Source organism: Nonlabens sp. Asnod3-A02 (genome assembly GCF_045063755.1).
GTDB lineage: Bacteria > Bacteroidota > Bacteroidia > Flavobacteriales > Flavobacteriaceae > Nonlabens > Nonlabens xylanidelens.
Window position 1 is genome coordinate 422,197 of sequence record NZ_JBEFOC010000007.1, and the last position, 21,000, is coordinate 443,196.

A 21,000-nucleotide genomic window follows, 5' to 3' on the forward strand; every position below is an offset into this window, starting at 1 on the left:
TAAATTAATTACTTATGGAAACTGAGAACAAAAAAATACTTCTTGTAGAAGATGATCCAAATTTTGGAACTGTATTAAAGGATTACCTTTTAATGAATGACTTTGATGTAACACATGCTAAAAACGGTATGGAAGGATTTGAGAAATTCAAAAAAGACAATTATGACCTTTGTATTCTTGATGTAATGATGCCTTATAAAGACGGATTTACACTTGCAAAGGAGATTAGAGAAAAAAATGAAGAAGTGCCTATCATTTTCTTAACTGCAAAAGCGATGAAAGAAGATGTGTTAAGAGGTTATAAAGTAGGTGCAGATGATTACCTAAATAAACCATTTGACAGTGAGGTGCTACTTATGAAAATAAGAGCTATCATGCAACGTAAAGGTCAGGATAGTCTTGCAGATTCAAAAGAATTTGAATTTCAAATAGGTAGTTTTCATTTGAATTCTAAATTGAGATTCTTATCTGTAGGTGAAAAGGAACCAGTAAAATTATCTCCTAAAGAGAATGAATTACTACGTTTACTTGCTCTTCACCTTAATGATTTAATGCCTAGAGAACTAGCATTAACTAAAATATGGAGAGATGATAACTACTTCACATCTAGATCTATGGATGTGTATATCGCAAAATTACGTAAGTATCTTAAAGAAGATGATAATGTAGAGATCGTTAACATTCACGGAGAAGGTTTCCGTTTATTAGTTAAAGATCAAGTAGATTATTAATTAAGATTATCCCCCATAAGTAAATCACTAACTCGCTGTACAATATCTGTATGGCGAGTTTCATAGTGAAACCATTTTACAGAGGTGTCTTTGCGATACCAGGTTAACTGGCGTTTTGCAAACCTACGAGTATTGCGCTTTATTAATCGCACCGCTTCGTCATAACTATACTCGTTATTAAAGAATCCAAAAAATTCTTTATAACCTACAGTTTGTAGAGCATTAAGTTCTTGGTGGGTTAGAAGTTTACGAGCTTCTTCTTCAAGTCCTTTTTCTAACATAATGTCTACTCGACGATTTATGCGATCATAAAGATCTTCACGACTGGCCTCTAAACCTATTTTAACAACCTTAAAATCTCGTTGTTGAGCAGTTCCAGATCTTAAATCACTCATTTTTTCACCACTAGCACGATAAATTCCTACAGCTCTTAACAATCTATGAGCATTGTGAATATCTACCGTGTTGTAATATTCTGGATCAATTTGTTGCAATTTGTTTTGTAACCAAGCTATTCCTTTATTTTCAAATTCTTCTCTCAAGGAATCTTGAATCTCTATGGAAACATCAGGAAATTGATCCAATCCATGAGTAACTGCTTTTTCATAAAGAGCACTTCCACCTACCATAATAACGACATCATTTTTCTCAAAAAGAGTCGGTAAAATATCTACAACATCTCTTTCAAAATCTCCTACAGAGTAATCTACAAGAATGCTTCTGTCTTGTATAAAGTAGTGCGTTGCAGCTGCTAGTTCTTCTGGTTCTGGTACAGCAGTTCCTATAGTCATCTCTTTGTAAAATTGTCTAGAGTCGGACGAGATGATGGATGTGTTGTACGCTTTCGCGAAAGCGATACTTAAAGCAGTCTTACCTATACCAGTAGGGCCTACTATACATAAAAGGGTCTTGTTATTCATCTAAAGAATATCCACATTGATGACAGAAGGCAGCACCGTCTTGATGTTTTTGAGAGTGACAATTCTGACAATTTTGAGTGTTTACATGTCGGTATTCTGGATCATTTTGTGGTGCGGCGTTATTTTCCTTATTACTTTGAGAATATTCGGCACTTACTATTCCTGTAGGGACAGCTATAATTCCATAACCCATAATCATAATTAGAGTAGCAAGAAACTGGCCTAAAGGTGTCACAGGTGCTATATCGCCAAAACCTACCGTCGTTAACGTAACTATGCACCAGTAGATGGATACAGGGATACTCACAAAGCCACTTTCTGGACCTTCTACTAGATACATGAGTGTCCCCATAATGATGGAAACCACAAGCACAGCAAAAAGAAAAACGGCAATTTTAGGACCGCTAGATCGTATGGCTTTACTCAGCTTGTCGGCTTCACCTATATATCTAGTAACTTTTAATATTCTAAATACTCTAAGTAGCCTTAAAGATCTTACGGCTAGTAAAGCGTTAAGTCCACCGAAGAAAAAGGTTAAATATAGCGGTATGGTGGATAGTAAATCTATCATACCATAAAAACTAAAAATATACTTAGTCGGTTTATTTATAGAAATAACCCTTAATATATATTCTATAGTAAAGAATATGGTAATAATCCACTCAGCAATGATAAATTCATCAGCATATTTTGTTCCGTAGGCAGGGACACTTTCCACCATAACCAGTATAAGGCTAATTATAATGACTACGAGTAGTATGATGTCAAAAAACTTACCGGCAGGTGTGTCTGCTTCATAAATGACTTCATGAATCTTACGACGCCATTTACTAGAAATATGTCTATCGTTTATCGCCATAGATTAACTATGCTTAGGGAATTTAGTAGGGTTTACTTCATTCATGATGTCATAAACTTTGTCAAAAACATCGTCTACACTAGGTTTTGAGAAGTAATCTCCATCAGTACCATAAGCTGGTCTGTGTGGTTTTGCAGCAATACATTGTGGCTTGCTATCTAGGTATGGCCATGCATTTTGTACATCTACTATTTGTTGTAATATGTAAGAACTAGCTCCGCCAGGTACATCTTCATCGATAACTAATAATCTATTAGTTTTCTTTACGCTTTCTAGAATTTCATGATTTAAATCAAACGGTAAAAGTGATTGCGCATCGATAATCTCTACATCTATACCAGCTCTTTCTAACTCTGTTGCTGCTTCATCTACTATTCTCAAAGTAGAACCGTAGGATATTAGAGTAATGTCTTTTCCTTCTCTTAGAGTTTCTACTTTACCTATAGGTGTTCTAAACTCTCCAAGATTAACCGGTAATTTTTCTTTTAATCGGTAACCGTTAAGACATTCTACAACTAGTGCAGGCTCATCGCTTGCCATAAGTGTATTATAAAAACCTGCCGCTTGGGTCATGTTTCTAGGTACGAGAACATGTATACCGCGCACTAGATTAATAATACCACCCATTTGAGAACCACTATGCCATATACCTTCTAGTCTATGACCTCTAGTTCTTATAATTACTGGAGATTTTTGCTTACCTGCTGTACGATATTGTACGGTAGCTAGGTCATCACTCATTAATTGTAAACAGTAAAGTAGGTAATCTAGGTACTGAATCTCTGCGATAGGTCTTAGTCCACGCATAGCTAGTCCTATACCTTGACCTAGTATAGTTGCTTCTCTTATTCCGGTATCAGCAACTCTTAACTCGCCATACTTTTCTTGCATTCCTTCTAGACCTTGGTTCACATCACCTATGCGACCTGCATCTTCACCGAAAACCATGATTTCTGGATGCGTTGCAAATAAAGCGTCAAAGTTATCACGCATGATAAGTCGTGCATCTACATCTTCACTAGTCTCATCATAAATGGGGGCGACAGCTTCTACTTGAACAGCGCTTTCTACAGACTCACTATATAAATTGCTGCTGTATTTTTCTTGTACTCTTTCCTTATTTTCTGTAAGCCAGTTGTTCAATGCTGTTATAGCATCATGTTTTTCTTGAAGAGTATACCTTAACGTTTTTCTTACCGCTTCAAATGTATCCTTGCGGTATGGTTCTTTTTCTCCTTTAAGCTTTTCAGCTAGTGGTTTAATAAAAACACCATTTGAAGAAATATCTGCTACAGCATTAATAAGGGTTACAGCCTCATCACGCTCGCTAGTAATAGGGTTTAAGTAAGCATTCCATGCAGCTTTCTTACCTTCTCTTACTTGTTTTTTAATGGATTTTTCTAGTTCAGAAAGTTCTTCTTCTGTCGCAAAATCATTATCGATCAACCATTTTCTAAATTGAACATTACAGTCATACTCACGTTCCCATTTAAGACGGTCTTCATCTTTATAACGTTCATGAGATCCACTGGTACTGTGACCTTGTGGCTGTGTAAGTTCGTCCACGTGTATTAACACAGGTACGTGTTGTTCTCTTGAAATTTTGCTAGCTTTTTCATAAGTCTCTACTAGAGCGACATAATCCCAACCTTTAACCACCATGATTTCAAAACCATCATGTTTTTCATCTCTTTGAAAACCAGCTTGTATTTTACTTATACTCTCTTTAGTTGTTTGGTGTTTTGCATGTACAGAGATTCCGTAATCGTCATCCCATACACTTATTACCATAGGTACTTGAAGAACTCCTGCAGCATTAAAAGTCTCCCAGAAATGGCCTTCACTCGTACTTGCATTTCCTATTGTACCCCAAGCAACCTCGTTTCCTTTATTAGAAAAACCGTTGTCTGCAGCAATAAGGTCATTATTTCTATAAACTTTAGATGCTTGTGCTAGACCTAATAATCTAGGCATTTGTCCAGCTGTAGGAGAGATGTCTGCACTAGAATTTTTCTGGTCTATCAGTCTTTTCCAGCTTCCATCTTCATTTAAACTGTGCGTTGCAAAATGGCCACCCATCTGACGGCCGGCACTCATAGGCTCATCATTAATATCGGTATTTGCATAAAGGCCTGCAAAAAATTGCTCGATAGTAAGTTCTCCTATCGCCATCATAAATGTTTGATCACGATAATAACCACTTCTGAAATCTCCATTTTCAAAAGATCTTGCCCATGCTAGCTGTGGTAATTCCTTACCATCACCAAATATTCCAAACTTAGCCTTACCTGTAAGAACTTCTCGGCGACCTAAGAGACTACATTCTCTACTGGTTACCGCTACTTTATAATCACTAAGTAGTTCTTCTTTAAAGTCTTCTCTAGCTAGTTGTTGTTGTCCGTTAACTGAGTTTTGCATCGTTTTTTCCATTACCGCAAAGGTACAATTTTAACCTGCGAGTTACAATACAAAGCTAATACCACCTTCTGGTAAAAAGTTTTACAAAAGTGTTAATGTCTAGAGTGACTATAAAACGTATTTTTTGGTCGTAATTATCTTGTCCCATTTCCCAGCCATTATTACTGTAAACAGGGAAATACAGCTCAAAATAATCTTGCAATAAATTTAAACGTATTCCAGAATCGTAGACAAATTTTGCATCACGATCTCTATTTTTTACAAAACCTACATCTCCATAAGCATGAATGTAATTCCATAAACTGTACGATCCATTTACGGTGGTAATCCATTGATTTGCAAATGCTGGTTCTAATTGAGATTTAAAACCACCTTCGGCCACGATTAATTGTTGAGAGAATAAACCGCTATCTTCAGATCTACCGTAGTAGTTGTAATCAAATAAATAATCTGTAGGTCTATCTAGTGCAAAGGAGAAAAAATCGCCGTTAGATTGCGAATTATTGGATAGAAAAGCACCAACAAAAACTCTAAAATCTAGCTGTCTGTTATTTTTAAACAACTTGCGCCATCGCATTCTGTAAGTAGCTTTAGTAAATTTACTAGAGACCTCGGTCCCTATGTTATAATTAAAGACACGTTTCAAATTATTATCAGAATGAGAAAAATTCATGCTGAATACATTATAATCTGGTTCGTCTACTGGACTCGATGGGTCACGATCACGATCTACATAAATATTTCTAAAGTTTAAGGATTGTCTTTTATTACTACGTAAATCTTTTGGACGATAACTAAATTGTAAAAAACCGCTCGCACGTCTGTACAATAAATCATCAGCATAAGAAAATGTATTTGCACTCACTCCATACCTCACTTGATACAGTCTTTCTTCTCGATTTTGAACAGGATGTGAATAGCTCAAACTAACAGATCCCACAATCTTATTAGAATTTGTTCCGTACCCTGGTTTTATGCTGTAGCGCAATGGTTTCGGTAATAAGTTTCCATTGTAAAATCGTGTTCCTAGAGTAAGACCGTCATAGATATTAAACTCTATATCTGGCATTAAAAATATTTGAGAACGTTCTGGATCTTCCACATCTTTAAATAAACGGAATTCTAACGGGCGGTTCAATGAAGGGAAGCCCTTTAATGTCTTGTAATTATCTCGTTGATTAAACTCGGTTATGAGCTTTTCATAGTTTATGGCTATTCTGTTGGCACGCTTTCGCGAAAGCGAGATCACACTATCACCTCTCACACCTTCTATCCATCTCTTATCTATAATGCTGTCGTTATCTAGTAAATAGACAGGAACAGGAATGTTAAGTTGCGATTTATTCTTGATTCTGAATGAAACGGAATCTTTTGTTTTATGAACGTTTCTTATGGTCCAGTCCAGTTGTTTATGGGTCGTGATATAGTCGTCAAAAAACCAGTTAACATCTTTAGAAGCGTCTTGTTGCACTATTTTTCTAAGATCAGAAACGTCTGTGTAAGCGTTATGATTTGCGGTGTAATAATCTCTTATAGATTGTTCTAGACTGCTATCTTCTAGGTAATCGTTTAAGAAATTTAGTCCTATGGCAGCTTTAAAAGGTATTCCTAATTGCTGGTTGTACTTTACCAGCTGGTCTGCAGGAGTATTAACAGCCTCATCCATATTACGTCTTGCGCTGTTAAGATAGAGTAGTGGATAACTCTCGCTGAATTTGAGTTGCGTGACATTAAAACCTCTTAAACCCCATACATTACTAAGTTTACCACTTATTTTAAGATCTGGATAATAAAGTTGCTGGTATTGCATCATTAAATACACCATGATAGATTGTTGTATCCAGGCTTCGTCTCTTGGGTTTACGTGTATGCCAGTGTCTACCCATTTGCGAGTTAGTGTTTTGAGCATTTTAATTTCATAAGTAAATCCAGCAGGAAAGGGATTTATAAAACTAGGTAGCGAACTCAATCCATAAACTGGATTCTCTCGATAATAACGGTCGGATACAAAGACATCTTTTTCTGGATAAGCACCTAGTCTAGTCTGAAGAAAGCTAGCGATTCTATCGTTAAAAATCACTTTCATTTCTAGAGGCACATCTCTGTCATCTATGTCTGTGATGATGTTGATGCCTGGTACACTGTAGGTTTTAAAAATATCGATGTCGTTGAGCAAATGAAGAATAACACCACGATTATGGTTTGCCGTAAATAAATAACTATGACGCGTTTCTGGTAACGCCTCTTGTACAGTGGTAATATTACTTATCGCTCGATGTGTTGCAGGTATGTGTAGAGAGATCGAAAAATCCATGGGTGCGCCATAGAAATCATCTAGATCTTTATGAGAGTAATAATCCCAAGCTCCATTTTTAAACGGTGCAGGGTGCAGGTACCAGTGTTTTAGAGAGTATTCTCCTTTAGAGTTTTTTCCATATCCGGTAAAATCGTCTTCAGGGATTTTAACGGTATAATTTAAATCTATGTTACGAGTAGCGCCTGGTAGCAATGGTTCGTTAAAATAAAGTTTTATAATATCTTGTTGACCTTCTAGTCGCTCGATGCGATAGTGTTGATCAAAATTAGAGTCTGTGGTAATAGTTGTTCTACCACGCTCTTCATCATTTGCAAACTGAAATTTGTTTTTAAAATCCTCGGCAAAGCGTGTTGCAAGTGGTGTTTGTGTAGAAGAAAATGCATTTGCCCAGTCTAGAAGTACAATGTAATCCCATGCTACATCGCTATCATTATGAATCTCTAGATCTTGATTTATGGACAGCAAGTCTTTATCGCTATCAAGATGTGCGATAATATTTGTTTTGTGCTGTGCGTGTAGGACACAAGTAAACAAAAGCAAAATAAGAACTAGCTTTTTAGTCATAATCTGTATAAGATTTGCTTTTGGTAGAATAAAAAATAATTTAAAATGAAGTTCAAGTCTAGTTATAAAATATCACAGGAGTTTCCTGTTTATATAACAAAGACTTGAACTTTAAATTGCAATAACCCTAGAAATTAGGACTCAAGCTGTATTTAGAATAGAACTCATTGATAATTTCGATAGCCTCGTCACTAGTATCTACTACATGTAGTAAATCAATATCTTGTGGAGATATGGTAAAGAACTTTTTATCAAGAGTAGATTTGATCCAGTCTAGTAAACCACTCCAGAAATCTGTACCTACCAGTATGATAGGGAATTTACCTATTTTATTAGTTTGAATTAATGTAATTGCTTCAAACAACTCATCTAGGGTACCAAAACCACCTGGCATCACAACAAAACCTTGAGAGTATTTTACAAACATTACTTTACGAGCAAAGAAATAATCAAAATCAAGACTCTTGTCATGATCAATATAAGGGTTATCATGTTGCTCAAATGGCAATGCGATATTAAGACCTACAGATGTACCACCAGCTAGGTGAGCACCTTTATTACCAGCCTCCATAATACCAGGTCCACCACCTGTAATAACTCCATAACCATTATCTACTATTTTACCAGCAATCTCTGTCGCTAGTTGATAGTATTCATTATCCGGTTTTAATCTAGCACTACCGAAAATAGACACACATGGCCCGATACGACTCATGCGTTCAAATCCCATTACAAATTCAGATAATATTTTAAAGGTTGCCCAGCTATCGTTAGTCTTTAAATCATTCCAACCTTTTTCTCTTGTTTCTTTTCTCATTGTTGTACTTTAAATATTTAATGTAATTTTCTAAATCTATAACTTCGTAGACAGACTTACAAACATAACGACTATGCTTTTATAAATAATCAGTTTACTGTAAATTTTAGCAATTATTAATGGTGTAAAATCGATGATTTCCTTCTAATTATTTTTAATATCGCAGTTCAAGAATAGTATCTTTTAAAATGTCAGTTTTAGAAAAGTATCTTCCTAAGCTTGCCGCAGCCCCATTAACTGCATTACTGGAGCAAAATGAGGTGCATCTTAAAATTGTGAATGAGCGCAAGACCAGACATGGAGATTATCGCAAAAACCCTGACGGTTCTCATGCGATAACTATAAATGCAAATCTTAATAAATACCGGTTTTTAATTACTCTCGTACATGAAATAGCACACCTAGTGGCGTTTCAAAAATATGGTAGACAGATAAAACCCCATGGAGTAGAGTGGAAACATACCTTTCAAAAACTCATGTTGCCCTTTTTAAGGCCAGACATTTTTCCCAAAGACTTACTGCCTGTACTAGCGCGACATTTTAAAAATCCTAAAGCGAGTAGCGATACAGATGCAATGATGAGTGTCGCCCTAAAATCATACGACCCACAAAGTGATAAAAGCTATATCTTTGAAATACAAGAAGGGACTATCTTTTTAGGACCTAGCGGTAGAAAATTCCAAAAAGGAAGTAAATTGCGTAAACGCTATCGTTGTGTAGAAATAAGCAGTGGAAAAGTGTATCTTTTCCAACCTAACGCGCAAGTAGAAGTATTAAAGACATTATGAATAACAACAACTACGCAGTAATTATGGCTGGCGGTGTTGGTTCTCGATTCTGGCCAGTAAGTAAGCAATCTTTTCCTAAACAATTTCACGATATGTTAGGAATGGGTAAGTCACTCTTACAGATGACCTTTGATCGATTAAAGCATCAAATCCCAGCACAACACATATTAGTATTAACAAACGAGGCCTATGTAGATCTTGTAAAAGAGCAATTGCCCGACATGAACTTTGACAACATAGTTGCAGAGCCTGCTATGCGCAATACCGCTCCATGTATTTTACTGGCTGCTTTAAAGATTCAGAAAATGAATCCGCAGGCGAGTATGATAGTCGCACCTAGCGATCATTACATTGCCGAAGAAGATATTTTTAACGAAGACCTTAATACGGCATTTGATTTCTGTAAAGAACATCCAGATGCGTTAATGACCTTAGGTATTCAGCCTACATTTCCTAATACTGGTTATGGATATATTGAATTTAATAAGGAGGCAAGTGAGGTGAAAAAGGTGTCTCAATTTAGAGAAAAACCTGATCTTAAAACGGCTCAAGAATTTATCGCTGCAGGTAATTTTTTATGGAATGCAGGGATTTTTATCTGGAATGTAGATAGTGTTGTTTCCGCTTTCGCGAAAGCGCAACCACAATTAACCTCTTTATTTAAAAATGGATTGTCTGTTTTTAATACTAACGAGGAAACAGAATGGCTGGAAGAAAATTATCCAAAAGCCGATAACATTTCTGTTGATTATGCGATCATGGAAAAAAGTGAAGATGTCTATGTATTACCTGCACGATTCTCCTGGAATGATCTAGGGACATGGGGTTCGCTTTATGAAAAGCTAGATAAAAATGAAAAGGACAGCGCTGTAGTAAATGCGTCTGTTACAGAGATAGATTCTAGTAAAAATATGATAAGAACGGCAGCTGGTAAAAAGGTAATCGTTCAAGGACTAGAAAATTATATAGTAGTAGATCAAGACGATGTATTGATGATTATTCCTATGACTGCAGAGCAGGAGATCAAAGAAATACGCAATAAAGCCATGGAAAAATATGGTAAGAATATAGGTTAATGGAAGAACAGAATATTAATAAAGTAGAGGAGAATGTTCTCGAGGATAATCAGCAAAAGATATCTGGTATATGGGAGAATATAATGGAGTTTTTACACAATCTTCTAGATATACGTGAGGACTCTGACCGTCATGAAACCATAGACTCTGTAAGAAAGGATATCTCTTTTCAAGGACACAATGCTTGGATTTTGATATTTTCTATCATGGTGGCATCTATAGGTCTTAATGCAAATTCTACTGCGGTAGTAATAGGTGCCATGCTTATCTCACCACTTATGGGTCCTATAGTGGGTATGGGATTAGGTACGGCTATTAATGACAGTAAAATGTTGCGTCGTTCTCTAACAAACCTAGGTGTAATGGTAGTACTGTCTCTTCTTACAGCGACCTTGTACTTTTTTATCTCTCCTATTAAAGAGGCAGAAAGTGAGATACTGGCGAGAACTGCGCCTAACATTCTAGATGTATTGGTCGCTATATTTGGTGGTCTAGCGCTTATAGTTGCCAAAGCTAAAAAAGGAACTATTTCTAATGCCATTGCAGGTGTAGCTATTGCTACAGCCTTAATGCCGCCGCTGTGTACGGCAGGTTTTGGTATAGCAAATGGAGAATGGGGATTCTTTGGTGGGGCGATGTACTTATTTTGTATCAACGCTGTGTTTATAGCACTTACTACTTATTTAGTCTGTAAATTATTGCAGTTTCCTATGGTGAAATATGCAAATGAGGCAAAAAGAAAACGTACGTCTCGTATAGCTGCATTAGTAGGTTTTATAGTTTTGGCTCCTTCTATTTGGTTTTTTATACAATTGTATGAAAAGCAAAAATTCATCATTGATTCAAAGAAATTTGTTCAAGAAAATATGATCTATGAAGGTACTAGAGCAACACCAGAATGGGATCAAGAAAAGAAACAACTAGATGTGACTCTTTTAGGTAAAGAAGTGCCAGAGTCGTTAATCAATGACTGGAAAGCAAGATTTGCCAAAATAGACGGTTTTGAAGAAAGTAAAATAGAAATTTATCAAGGTACCCGTACGATTTTAAATTCTGGAAATGAGAATTTTGAAAAACTGCAAGAAGAGCGTATCAACGATATAAAGCAATTACAAAATAAAGACCAGCGCATTATCGCTTTACAAAATGAGTTGAATATTTTAAATAGTAAAACTCAAAAAATAGAGATGATAAGTGAAGAGGCAGCATTGATCTATCCGCAGTTATCTAGTATCGCACATGCGCACGAAATAAAGAAAGATCTATTAACGCAAACCTATGACACCACAGACGTGTTTACGGTAAGTTATAAAGACTCTACACTTACTGGAAACGATACGCAGACCATGAGAAAAAACATGGCAAACTGGCTTTCTTACCGCATGAAGCCCAATAAAATTAAAGTCAACGAGTCTTTTCCTGTAATTGAAAAAACAGCGAAGTAGTAGGTAGTTGATAGAAGTAAAAAAAAGCTCCCAAAAATCAATTTTGATTTTTGGGAGCTTTTTTATTTTTAATTAAAGATAATGAATTCCTTCTTCTGCTGTTTTAGCGGTGTAAAGAGATACAAAATCTTTGTCATGTATGGCATCTTTGTAAGATGCTGCTATTAAATATTTTTGAATAGCTTCATCTTTATTTTTAGCCTTCTCATTTCCCAGATGAGTTCTGTTTTTATAAATAGCATATATTATATCATCGCTTTGAATCATGATTGGAACCTATTTTCATTATGATATTTTAAAAACTCAACATCTGGAAGGAATTTTGATGGTAAGAGAATTTCTTTGTTTTGATACTGGAAGAAATGCTCCTCAAGAGGGATTGAGTTTTTTTGAATTAATAGTTTGTTAGATATTTTAATTCTGTAATTAGGTGTTATAGTAATTAACCCTGATTCAAATGCCTTGTCGTGTAATGCATTTATAGCTATTCCGTTTCTTGGGTTTAATCTGTTTTTAGTATCCTCACTCCAGGGCTTTATATGTCCAGCAATTAATAGTTCACTTTGTTTTATTCCAGTTATACAACAGGTGTTGTTATATGAGGCTAAAATAGAACTTCTAAAAAATGTTTGATTGACTCTCGTTTTGACAACTTGTAATTTAGTTTTTCCCTCTGGAAGGTCATTAATATCAATATTATTAAGTAATTCTATTGATTTGTTCTCAAATTTTGAAAGTAACTTTTCACTTTCAAAAGGTAGTTCTTCCCAATTTTCATAAAACTCGTTCCAAATTACCTTATCTAGTTTACTAGCATTTGAAGCTCCTTTTATACCTCGAGCCTTGAGACTAGGATCTAGACTTGCAAAATTAACTAGTTTAAAAGCGATAGAGCTAGGTGTTCTTCCTATTAGATTAGCTAGATGGATGACTCTAGGATTAGAATTATGGATTTTTCCAAAAGGGATTTTACAATACAAATTGATCGCTAAAATCAATTCTTATCGAGTCCAAAGTTTTTGTCCTTTCTTCATGAAAAATAATTATAAGAATGAATAAAAATTTGTGATTGAGTCATTATAGTAAATCCTCCTTACAACCCCTTATTCTGCGCAATACGAACCTTCTTAAACAGGTTAGAACTATATACAAAGTCGGTTACGGTTTCATTATCGGTTTTAAAGATCTCTTGGTTGGTGCCTTTCCAGGCCAGTTTACCATCTTTTAAGAAGACTATGGTTTCACCTATTTCCATTACAGAATTCATATCGTGCGATATGATTACTGTCGTGATATCGCGCTCGTGTGTGATTTCTTGAATTAAGTTATCGATTACCGTTGCCGTTTTAGGGTCGAGTCCAGAATTGGGCTCATCACAAAATAAAAATCTTGGATTGTTTACTACCGCTCTTGCTAATGCCACACGTTTTTGCTGTCCACCAGATATCTCACTAGGCATTTTTTTATTAAGACCTACTAGATTTACACGTTCTAATATCTCGTTTGCGTTTTCTTGTCGTTCTTTTAAACGCATTTTTGTAAACATACGTAAAGGGAACATAACGTTCTCTTCTACAGTTAAGGAGTCGAATAAAGCACTGTGCTGGAAAAGCATTCCCATTTCTTTACGCAAGTTACTCTTGCGATCTATTTCCATTTCATTAAGAGGCTCTCCGTCATAAATAATCTCACCACTATCAGGAACAAAAAGACCCAACATGTTTTTAAGAAAAACAGATTTACCAGATCCACTGGCACCTATAATCATGTTGGTTTTTCCTTTTTCAAATGTTGCAGTAATTCCTTTTAGAATTTCTTCATCGCCAAAACTCTTGCGCAAATCGTTTACCTGTATCATTAGCTTAAAAGTAATTGAGTTAGAATATAATTTGCTATAATGATAGCGACACAAGTCCAGACAAAGCTGGTCGTACTCGCTTTACCTACTTCTAGCGCTCCACCTTCCATATAATAACCATGGTAACTAGGTATAGTCGCAAGCATTAATCCAAAGACCATTGTTTTTATAAAAGCATAAGCAACATGCCAAGGGATAAAACTATCTTGTAATCCTACTATAAAATCTTCAGAACTAGAAAGGCCACCATAAACAGCCGCTAGATAACCACCAGCTATTCCTACGAACATGATAATAGCAATCAAGAATGGGTAGAAAAGTAGGGCGATAATTTTAGGGAAAATCAAATAATTTAAAGGATTGATACCCATTACTTCTAGAGCATCTATTTGCTCAGTAACACGCATAGAACCTATACTAGAGGTAACATAAGAACCTACTTTACCAGCCATAATAACCGATATAAATGTAGGGGCAAATTCTAGAATTATAGACTGCTTGGTAGCAAAACCTATCAATGATTTAGGAATCAATGGATTATCTAGATTAAGCGCCGTCTGTAGCGCTACAACGGCACCCATAAACAAAGATATAAATGCTGTTATACCTAGAGAACCTATAATAAGGTCGTCTATTTCTTTAAGGATCAACTCCTTAAGAACTATTGCTTTAGTCGGTCGTTTAAAAACGCCGTACAACATGATCATATAACGTCCTATGTGTCTTAAAAATCTCATCGTGGTAAAAATAGATAAAAATAATCCTACATAATTTAATGCTTTATTAAACTTGTTCATTTTTTCATAGTTTACTTTTGTGAAAAATATTTTTCCATGAAGAATTTACTTTCTCTGATACTTCTTTTTGTCTTTTTGACTTCTTGTAGCACGCTTTCGCGAAAGCGAGACCAACAACCTTCTACATCTTCTATAACAGAAATGGATGCTTCTCAAAATGCACCTAAACTGGTAGTAGGTATCGTTGTCGATCAAATGAGGTATGATTATTTATCTAGATTTTATAACCGTTATTCTGACGGTGGATTTAAGAGATTGATGAATGATGGTTTTAATCTTACTAACAATCATTACAATTATGTACCTACGTATACAGCGCCTGGACATGCGTCTATTTATACAGGTACTTCACCTATGAATCATGGAATTATAGGAAATAACTGGTACGATAAATTTGAAGGTAAAGTGATTTATAACGCAAGTGACGACCAGGTGAGTGGTGTAGGTTCTTTAAGTGACGACGGTAAAATGTCACCACGCAGAATGTTAACGACTACAGTGACAGATCAACTAGAATTGCACACTCAAGGTAAAGCAAAGGTGATAGGGATTTCTATAAAAGATAGAGGTGCTATTTTACCAGCAGGACACGCGGCAGATGCTGCTTACTGGTTTGAAGGTGGTGATAAAGGAAGTTTTATTTCTAGTACATTTTATCTAGAACAACTGCCTAAATGGGCGGCAGATTTTAATGCCTCTAGAAAAGCAGACGATTATCTTAAAACATGGAACACGCTTTACCCAATAGAAACTTATACGGCTAGCGGTACTGATCTTAACAAATTTGAAAAAGCACCTAGAGGTAAGACTAACGCTGTATTTCCTTATGACTTAAATAGCCTGAGAGAGAAAAATGATAATTACAGCCTTATAAAAGCAACTCCTTATGGTAATAGCATAGTAGCAGATTTTGCCATAGAAGCTATAAAAGCAGAAAATATGGGTAAGGATGAGGTTACTGATTTTCTAGCGGTTAGTTTTTCTAGTACCGATTATATAGGACATCAATATGGAGTTAATTCTGTAGAGGTAGAAGATACTTATTTAAGACTGGATAAAGATTTAAAGCGTCTTTTTATAGCTCTAGATCAAGAAGTAGGTAAAGGTAATTATACCATTTTCCTTACTGCAGATCATGGTGCGATTAACAACCCTGCCTATCTTCAAACTAGAAGAATAAACGCAGGTTACTTTAATAGATCTGACTTTAAAGATAATCTCAATACAGCGATACAATCTAAGTATGGTGTAAACGATTTGATTTCTAACATTTCTAACGACCAGATATTCTTTGATAAAGCAAACCTGATTAAAAATAATATCAATCCTATCGATCTAGAGAACTTTATAGCAATGACTATAGTAGATTATAAACACATTGATAAGGTATTTACTAGAAATGCGTTAGTATCTGGTACTATGCAAGATGGCACAGGAAAGTTGATTCAAAATGGTTTTCATCACAAGCGTAGTGGTGATGTGATTTATGTTCTAGAACCTGCTGTTATTTCTTACTCTAAAACTGGTTCTACACACGGTAGTTCTCAAAGTTATGATACACACGTACCATTATTATTTTATGGTAATGGAATCAATAAGGGTTCTAGTAGTATGCGTACAGAAATTATAGATATCGCACCTACTATATCGAGTCTTTTAAAAATAGGATTTCCTAATGGAGCTACTGGTAACCCTATAAGCGATGTGTTAAAACAATAAGTTTCTTTTAACTTGATAATCTTATATTTGCAACCGCAAAATTAAAACTTAACAACATGAAAAAAATATTACTTATCGCAGCTCTTATAGCTGGTGTAACTGTAAATGCTCAAATATTTGCAGGTAAAGGAGATCAAAAAGTACAAATAGGTGCGGACTTTCAGTCAGGTGCTACTGGTATTCAAGGGACTTATGATTATGGTCTTGCAGAGAATTTTTCTATGGGTCTAGGTGTCAACTATGCACTAGGTCTAGATGATGATATAGATGCAGACTTTGATGAAAGAGCGACTATAAAATTACGTTTTAACGCAAACATAGGTAACGTTATCAACATAGATCCTATGTTTGATTTTTATCCAGGTCTTGCTTTCAGTACAAAAAACTTTGGTGGTCACGTAGGTGCTAGATATTTCTTTACAGACGGTTTTGGTGTTTATACAGAGGCTGCTTTTCCACTAGCACAATATAAATCTGGAGATCTAACAGTACAAGAAGAATTGTATAATCAGTTTAATGTAAGTGTAGGTCTAGCTTTTAATTTCTAGAAACCTAATTTAGATTTTATACCGTTCCAGCGGTAATTTCTTATAAAACGACCTTGCTCTTCTGTTACCAGTGGAGCAAGGTTCTTTTTTTGTGCCAGATGGTAGCCTTTTAAATAATCGGCGATAAGTTGGAATTGCTTTTTATTCCACGCCATTTTTGCAGCGGTAATAAAGGTAAGTATCCTCCCATATCGCATTTTATAAAAAGCCTCTCCTTGTAGGTATTTTGACCTAGAATTATAAGCGGCTCCTGTAGGTTTTAGGTGCTTTACATGCAGTTCTGGAATGGTAACAACTTCCCAACCGTGAAAACGGGCCAGCATCTCATCTATCGTGTCCCATCCTATACTTGCTTTTAATCCACCTATTTGTTTAAAGCATTCTGTTCTGTAAGCTTTTATAGGGCCTCGACTGGACTTTTTATCACTTATATTTTCAAAAATCCAAGTGTCTTTTTTCTTGATGTATAAATGACCAGAAACCATTCCTATTTCTTTTTTGCTTTTAAATTCAGTGACTATGCGTTCTAAATAATTACAGGGAAGGATAAGGTCTGCGTCAAATTTACAGATAATATCAAATTTTTTGTGATACGAAATTAGACCTCTATAAAAAGTTTTAATAACTTTAGCTCCTGGCGTGGAAATAGATGGCTCCTTTTCTAGAATACAATGAATATTTCTTTTTGAGGACCACTCTTTTAGTGCTTTTTGTGAGTTATCAATTGATCCATCATCCACGGCTATTAATTCAAATGACGTATAAGTTTGATGATTAATTGAATTAATAAAATTACTTAAATGCAAGTACTCATTTAACACAGGAACAATTATTAAAATTTTCAAATTGATTAAATTATTTAAAAACAAAAGTAGCATTAACTACATTATAATATTACTTTTTATGTCATTTGAAATGAGCGCACAGCAATTTCAAGTATCTAATGTTAAGAAAATATCTAAAACCACCCCTGTATTACAATCCGCATTACAGTCCTCAGATTATTTTGGATATGCCGTGGAGTCAATAGGAGACCTTAACGGTGATGGAATTGACGATATTGCTGTTGGTGCCATCTTTGATGATGATGGAGGTACGAATAAAGGTGCCGTTTATATTCATTTTTTAGATGCTAACGATGATGTGATATCCATTCAAAAGATAAGTGAGTCCTCAGGTACGTTTAATCAGTCTCTAAGCGCGAGTGATATTTTTGGTTCCTCGCTTTCCTTCTTAGGAGATTTAAATAATGATGGAAAAATAGAATTGGCAGTAGGTTCTGAATATAATAGTGAGACAGGTTTCAGGCATGGAGCGTTTTATATACTTTCATTAAATTCAGATGGGACTGTTTTTTCTAGAAAGAAAATTAGTGAGACAAGCGGTGGGTTTACTGGCAATCTAACAACATGGAATGTTTTTAGTAGCGATATAGAGTTTTTGGGTGATATAAATGGAGATGGTTTGATAGAGCTTGCCGTAGGGGCAAGAAGAGATCAGGTGTCTGGTGTGGAAGTAGGATCTGTATACATATTATCTTTAAATGCTTTATTTGATGTAGTGAGTCATTATAGGATATCAAATGGTCTAGGTGGTTTTCCAAATATTTTATCAGATGGAGATGCTTTTGGTGGGGCTGTGGCAAATATAGGTGACCTTAATGGAGATGGTAATATAGATCTTGCGATAGGTGCTTATAGGGATAATACATCTGGAGCTAATAAAGGTACTGTATATATAGCTTTTTTAAATTCTAATGGTACCGTAGGAAGCTATACTAAAATTGCTCAAAATGTATCAGGATTTAATGAGAATTTGAATACCTCTTCCTTTTTTGGAAGGTCTATTGACTTAATAGGAGATGTTGACGCTAATAACACTGTTGAAGTAATGATAGGTGCAAGTAGCAAAACTGATTTTAATAATATAGCTACTGGTGCTTTCTATATCCTCTCCTTAGATACCGCTGGTTACGTTTCAGATTATAAGAAATATCATAATAATTCCAATTCATTTCCAAACGATCTATCTAATGATGATTCATTTGGCTTTTCTAACTCATTTATAAATTACCAGAATTCTTCTTTGAAATTAATGTCCAGCGCTTTTAAAGACGATACGGGAGGGAATTTGACAGGAGCGGTTTATATCATCAATTTAGGTTGTGATATCGCTTTGAATACGGCTTCTACAGATCCAAGTTCTTGTGGAGTAGCAGATGGAGAGATTCTTATATCTAGTTTAACTGCTAATACCGCTTATGAGGTAAGCTACGATCAAGGAGGAACAATCACTGGTCCGTTAACATTAACAACGTCAACGACAGGTGAGATACTATTGTCAGGTTTGGATGCTGGAAATTACCAGCTTACTGTATCTGAAGGTGGTTGTATAGATACGCCAGCGGTCATCACCTTAACAGCCCCTACTTTTACAGTTGCTTATGCTTTTACAGATCCAAGTTCTTGTGGAGTAGCAGATGGAGAGATTCTTATATCTAGTTTAACTGCTAATACCGCTTATGAGGTAAGCTACGATCAAGGAGGAACAATCACTGGTCCGTTAACATTAACAACGTCAGCAACTGGTGAGATACTATTGTCAGGTTTGGATGCTGGAAATTACCAGCTTACTGTATCTGAAGGTGGTTGTGTAGATACGCCAGCGGTCATTACCTTAACAGACCCTACTTTTACAGTTGCTTATGCTTTTACAGATCCAAGTTCTTGTGGAGTTGCAGACGGAGAGATTCTTATATCTAGTTTAACTGCTAATACCGCTTACGAAAGACCCTACTTTTACAGTTGCTTATGCTTTTACAGATCCAAGTTCTTGTGGAGTTGCAGACGGAGAGATTCTTATATCTAGTTTAACTGCTAATACCGCTTACGAAGTAAGCTATGATCAAGGAGGAGCAGTCACTGGTCCATTGATATTTACAGCGTCAGCAACTGGTGAGATACTATTGTCAGGTTTGGATGTTGGAAATTACCAGCTTACTGTATCTGAAGGTGGTTGTGTAGATATGCCAGCGGTCATTACCTTAACAGACCCTACTTTTACAGTTGCTTATGCTTTTACAGATCCAAGTTCTTGTGGAGTTGCAGACGGAGAGATTCTTATATCTAGTTTAACTGCTAATACCGCTTACGAAGTAAGCTATGATCAAGGAGGAACAGTCACTGGTCCATTGATATTTACAGCGTCAGCGACAGGTGAGATACTATTATCTGGTTTGAGCACTGGTGAATATGAGTTACTAGTTAGTTACCTAAATTGTGTAGAAAGTAGAACAGTAGTATTGAATTGTAATTCTACTCTAGCTTGTTTTGAAATCCCTAGCTACTTTACTCCGAATTCAGATAGTTATCACGATACATGGAAACTAGATTTCGAGAATCAAGGAAGCTGTACTGGAGTAATTTATATTTTTGATAGGTATGGGAAATTGTTGAAGACCATGGATATCAGATCTGGTTGGGATGGAAACTATAACAACAATCCAATGCCTTCATCAGACTACTGGTATTTAATTGAATATATAGAAAGTGATTTATCGATCCGGTTAAATGGACATTTTACTCTCAAACGCTAGATTTTCTCGCAATATACTAGATAATAACGATTCGTAAATTTTCTAAGAATAGGACGTATCCCTAACTTTTTTACTGGATTGGTAAATTTGACACTATCGACAATTTTCCAGCCCGCTTTTTCTAGAACGTAATCTAATTGCCAAGGTTCAAATTCATGGTAATGTTGGTCTCTAATATCATTTTTATTACGGTAAGCTGTAGAAAACCATAACCTTAAGGGAATACTGATTACACATCTGTTACATGGAATAGCCTTGAGCGAGGTATAAGGAGAAACTAGATGTTCAAATATTTCAAACGCAGTAACGACATCTCCATTAAAATTCTCAATTTCACTAACGTCGTCATCTAGGTCTAGTCCAGTAGTGTTTTGTACTTTATAACCAGCATTTTTCATAATCACAGAAAACGGATTTTCAACACCTAAATCTAGAATGGTATCTGTTTTAGGGATGTGTTTTTCTAGAAATTCTAGGGTTAATCCAAATCTTTTATGAGGGAAACTGTTCTCGTACAATGGTGCTTAATTTAAGTTACGAAAATAGAG

General features: G+C 35.6%; 19 protein-coding genes. 8 read left to right on the forward strand and 11 right to left on the reverse strand.

The genetic code is table 11. The annotated features are described in order from the left end of the window. Nucleotides 1-14 precede the first annotated feature (14 nt). Nucleotides 15-731, forward strand: coding sequence for a response regulator transcription factor (locus ACJJVN_RS05205; protein ID WP_104515401.1), 717 nt, complete (start codon nt 15-17; stop codon nt 729-731). Here the strand turns inward: ACJJVN_RS05205 and miaA are convergent. The 5 genes from miaA to ACJJVN_RS05230 all read right to left on the reverse strand — a co-directional run bounded on the left by miaA (nt 728) and on the right by ACJJVN_RS05230 (nt 8,626). Beyond that, nucleotides 728-1,651 carry a tRNA (adenosine(37)-N6)-dimethylallyltransferase MiaA gene (gene miaA / locus ACJJVN_RS05210; protein ID WP_104515400.1) on the reverse strand — a complete coding sequence of 308 codons (924 nt, stop codon included), beginning with the start codon at nt 1,649-1,651 and terminating at the stop codon, nt 728-730. The genes ACJJVN_RS05205 and miaA overlap by 4 nt on opposite strands. After that, nucleotides 1,644-2,510 carry an ion transporter gene (locus ACJJVN_RS05215; protein WP_405369458.1) on the reverse strand — a complete coding sequence of 289 codons (867 nt, stop codon included), beginning with the start codon at nt 2,508-2,510 and terminating at the stop codon, nt 1,644-1,646. The genes miaA and ACJJVN_RS05215 overlap by 8 nt, the downstream gene beginning before the upstream one ends. Nucleotides 2,511-2,513: 3 nt before the next feature. Beyond that, nucleotides 2,514-4,928, reverse strand: a complete 2,415-nt coding sequence (locus ACJJVN_RS05220; RefSeq protein WP_405377365.1) for a thiamine pyrophosphate-dependent enzyme — start codon at nt 4,926-4,928, stop codon at nt 2,514-2,516. A gap of 55 nt (nt 4,929-4,983) precedes the next feature. Next, nucleotides 4,984-7,809 carry an aminopeptidase gene (locus ACJJVN_RS05225; RefSeq protein ID WP_405377366.1) on the reverse strand — a complete coding sequence of 942 codons (2,826 nt, stop codon included), beginning with the start codon at nt 7,807-7,809 and terminating at the stop codon, nt 4,984-4,986. Between the two features lie 127 nt (nt 7,810-7,936). Next, nucleotides 7,937-8,626: a TIGR00730 family Rossman fold protein gene (locus ACJJVN_RS05230; RefSeq protein ID WP_104515397.1), complete on the reverse strand. Its 690-nt coding sequence runs from the start codon at nt 8,624-8,626 to the stop codon at nt 7,937-7,939. 188 nt (nt 8,627-8,814) lie between these two features. On the opposite strand from ACJJVN_RS05230, the gene ACJJVN_RS05235 reads away from it, so the two are divergent. Genes ACJJVN_RS05235 through ACJJVN_RS05245 form a run of 3 tightly spaced genes read left to right on the forward strand, consistent with a single transcriptional unit; the run spans nt 8,815 to nt 11,935 of the window. After that, nucleotides 8,815-9,414, forward strand: a complete 600-nt coding sequence (locus tag ACJJVN_RS05235; RefSeq protein ID WP_104515396.1) for a SprT-like domain-containing protein — start codon at nt 8,815-8,817, stop codon at nt 9,412-9,414. Further along, complete coding sequence (locus tag ACJJVN_RS05240; RefSeq protein WP_405377367.1) at nt 9,411-10,490, forward strand: mannose-1-phosphate guanylyltransferase; 1,080 nt, start codon at nt 9,411-9,413, stop codon at nt 10,488-10,490. The genes ACJJVN_RS05235 and ACJJVN_RS05240 overlap by 4 nt, the downstream gene beginning before the upstream one ends. Beyond that, a complete protein-coding gene (locus tag ACJJVN_RS05245; RefSeq protein ID WP_405377368.1) occupies nt 10,490-11,935 on the forward strand; it encodes a DUF389 domain-containing protein in 1,446 nt (481 codons plus the stop codon). Before ACJJVN_RS05240 ends, ACJJVN_RS05245 begins: the two co-directional genes overlap by 1 nt. Before the next feature lie 72 nt (nt 11,936-12,007). Here ACJJVN_RS05245 and ACJJVN_RS05250 read toward each other — a convergent pair whose 3' ends face one another. The 4 genes from ACJJVN_RS05250 to ACJJVN_RS05265 all read right to left on the reverse strand — a co-directional run bounded on the left by ACJJVN_RS05250 (nt 12,008) and on the right by ACJJVN_RS05265 (nt 14,530). Beyond that, nucleotides 12,008-12,202, reverse strand: a complete 195-nt coding sequence (locus ACJJVN_RS05250) for a hypothetical protein (protein WP_405377369.1) — start codon at nt 12,200-12,202, stop codon at nt 12,008-12,010. Next, entirely contained in the window at nt 12,199-12,915 is a 717-nt protein-coding gene (locus tag ACJJVN_RS05255; RefSeq protein WP_405377370.1) for an HNH endonuclease, read from the reverse strand. Before ACJJVN_RS05255 ends, ACJJVN_RS05250 begins: the two co-directional genes overlap by 4 nt. 113 nt (nt 12,916-13,028) lie before the next feature. Then, the gene (locus ACJJVN_RS05260) at nt 13,029-13,793 is read right to left on the reverse strand and encodes an ABC transporter ATP-binding protein (RefSeq protein WP_405369453.1); all 765 of its coding nucleotides are present in this window, start codon (nt 13,791-13,793) and stop codon (nt 13,029-13,031) included. Continuing rightward, nucleotides 13,793-14,530 (reverse strand): ABC transporter permease, encoded by a 738-nt coding sequence (locus ACJJVN_RS05265; RefSeq protein ID WP_104515605.1) that lies wholly within the window; start codon nt 14,528-14,530, stop codon nt 13,793-13,795. Before ACJJVN_RS05265 ends, ACJJVN_RS05260 begins: the two co-directional genes overlap by 1 nt. Before the next feature lie 96 nt (nt 14,531-14,626). Between ACJJVN_RS05265 and pafA the strand changes: the two genes are divergently transcribed. Together pafA and ACJJVN_RS05275 are read left to right on the forward strand one after the other, a co-directional pair. Beyond that, entirely contained in the window at nt 14,627-16,309 is a 1,683-nt protein-coding gene (gene pafA, locus ACJJVN_RS05270; RefSeq protein ID WP_405377371.1) for an alkaline phosphatase PafA, read from the forward strand. Between the two features lie 56 nt (nt 16,310-16,365). Beyond that, the gene (locus tag ACJJVN_RS05275; RefSeq protein ID WP_104515390.1) at nt 16,366-16,857 is read left to right on the forward strand and encodes a DUF6646 family protein; all 492 of its coding nucleotides are present in this window, start codon (nt 16,366-16,368) and stop codon (nt 16,855-16,857) included. On the opposite strand, the gene ACJJVN_RS05280 is transcribed toward ACJJVN_RS05275, so the two are convergent. Continuing rightward, nucleotides 16,854-17,702 carry a glycosyltransferase gene (locus tag ACJJVN_RS05280; RefSeq protein WP_405377372.1) on the reverse strand — a complete coding sequence of 283 codons (849 nt, stop codon included), beginning with the start codon at nt 17,700-17,702 and terminating at the stop codon, nt 16,854-16,856. The genes ACJJVN_RS05275 and ACJJVN_RS05280 overlap by 4 nt on opposite strands. Before the next feature lie 58 nt (nt 17,703-17,760). Here ACJJVN_RS05280 and ACJJVN_RS05285 point away from each other — a divergent pair, with 58 nt between their 5' ends. Together ACJJVN_RS05285 and ACJJVN_RS05290 are read left to right on the forward strand one after the other, a co-directional pair. Then, a complete protein-coding gene (locus ACJJVN_RS05285) occupies nt 17,761-19,725 on the forward strand; it encodes a hypothetical protein (RefSeq protein WP_405377373.1) in 1,965 nt (654 codons plus the stop codon). Between the two features lie 106 nt (nt 19,726-19,831). Continuing rightward, nucleotides 19,832-20,452, forward strand: coding sequence for a T9SS type B sorting domain-containing protein (locus ACJJVN_RS05290; RefSeq protein ID WP_405377374.1), 621 nt, complete (start codon nt 19,832-19,834; stop codon nt 20,450-20,452). Here ACJJVN_RS05290 and ACJJVN_RS05295 read toward each other — a convergent pair. Then, complete coding sequence (locus ACJJVN_RS05295; RefSeq protein ID WP_405377375.1) at nt 20,449-20,970, reverse strand: methyltransferase; 522 nt, start codon at nt 20,968-20,970, stop codon at nt 20,449-20,451. The genes ACJJVN_RS05290 and ACJJVN_RS05295 overlap by 4 nt on opposite strands. Nucleotides 20,971-21,000: the final 30 nt, after the last annotated feature.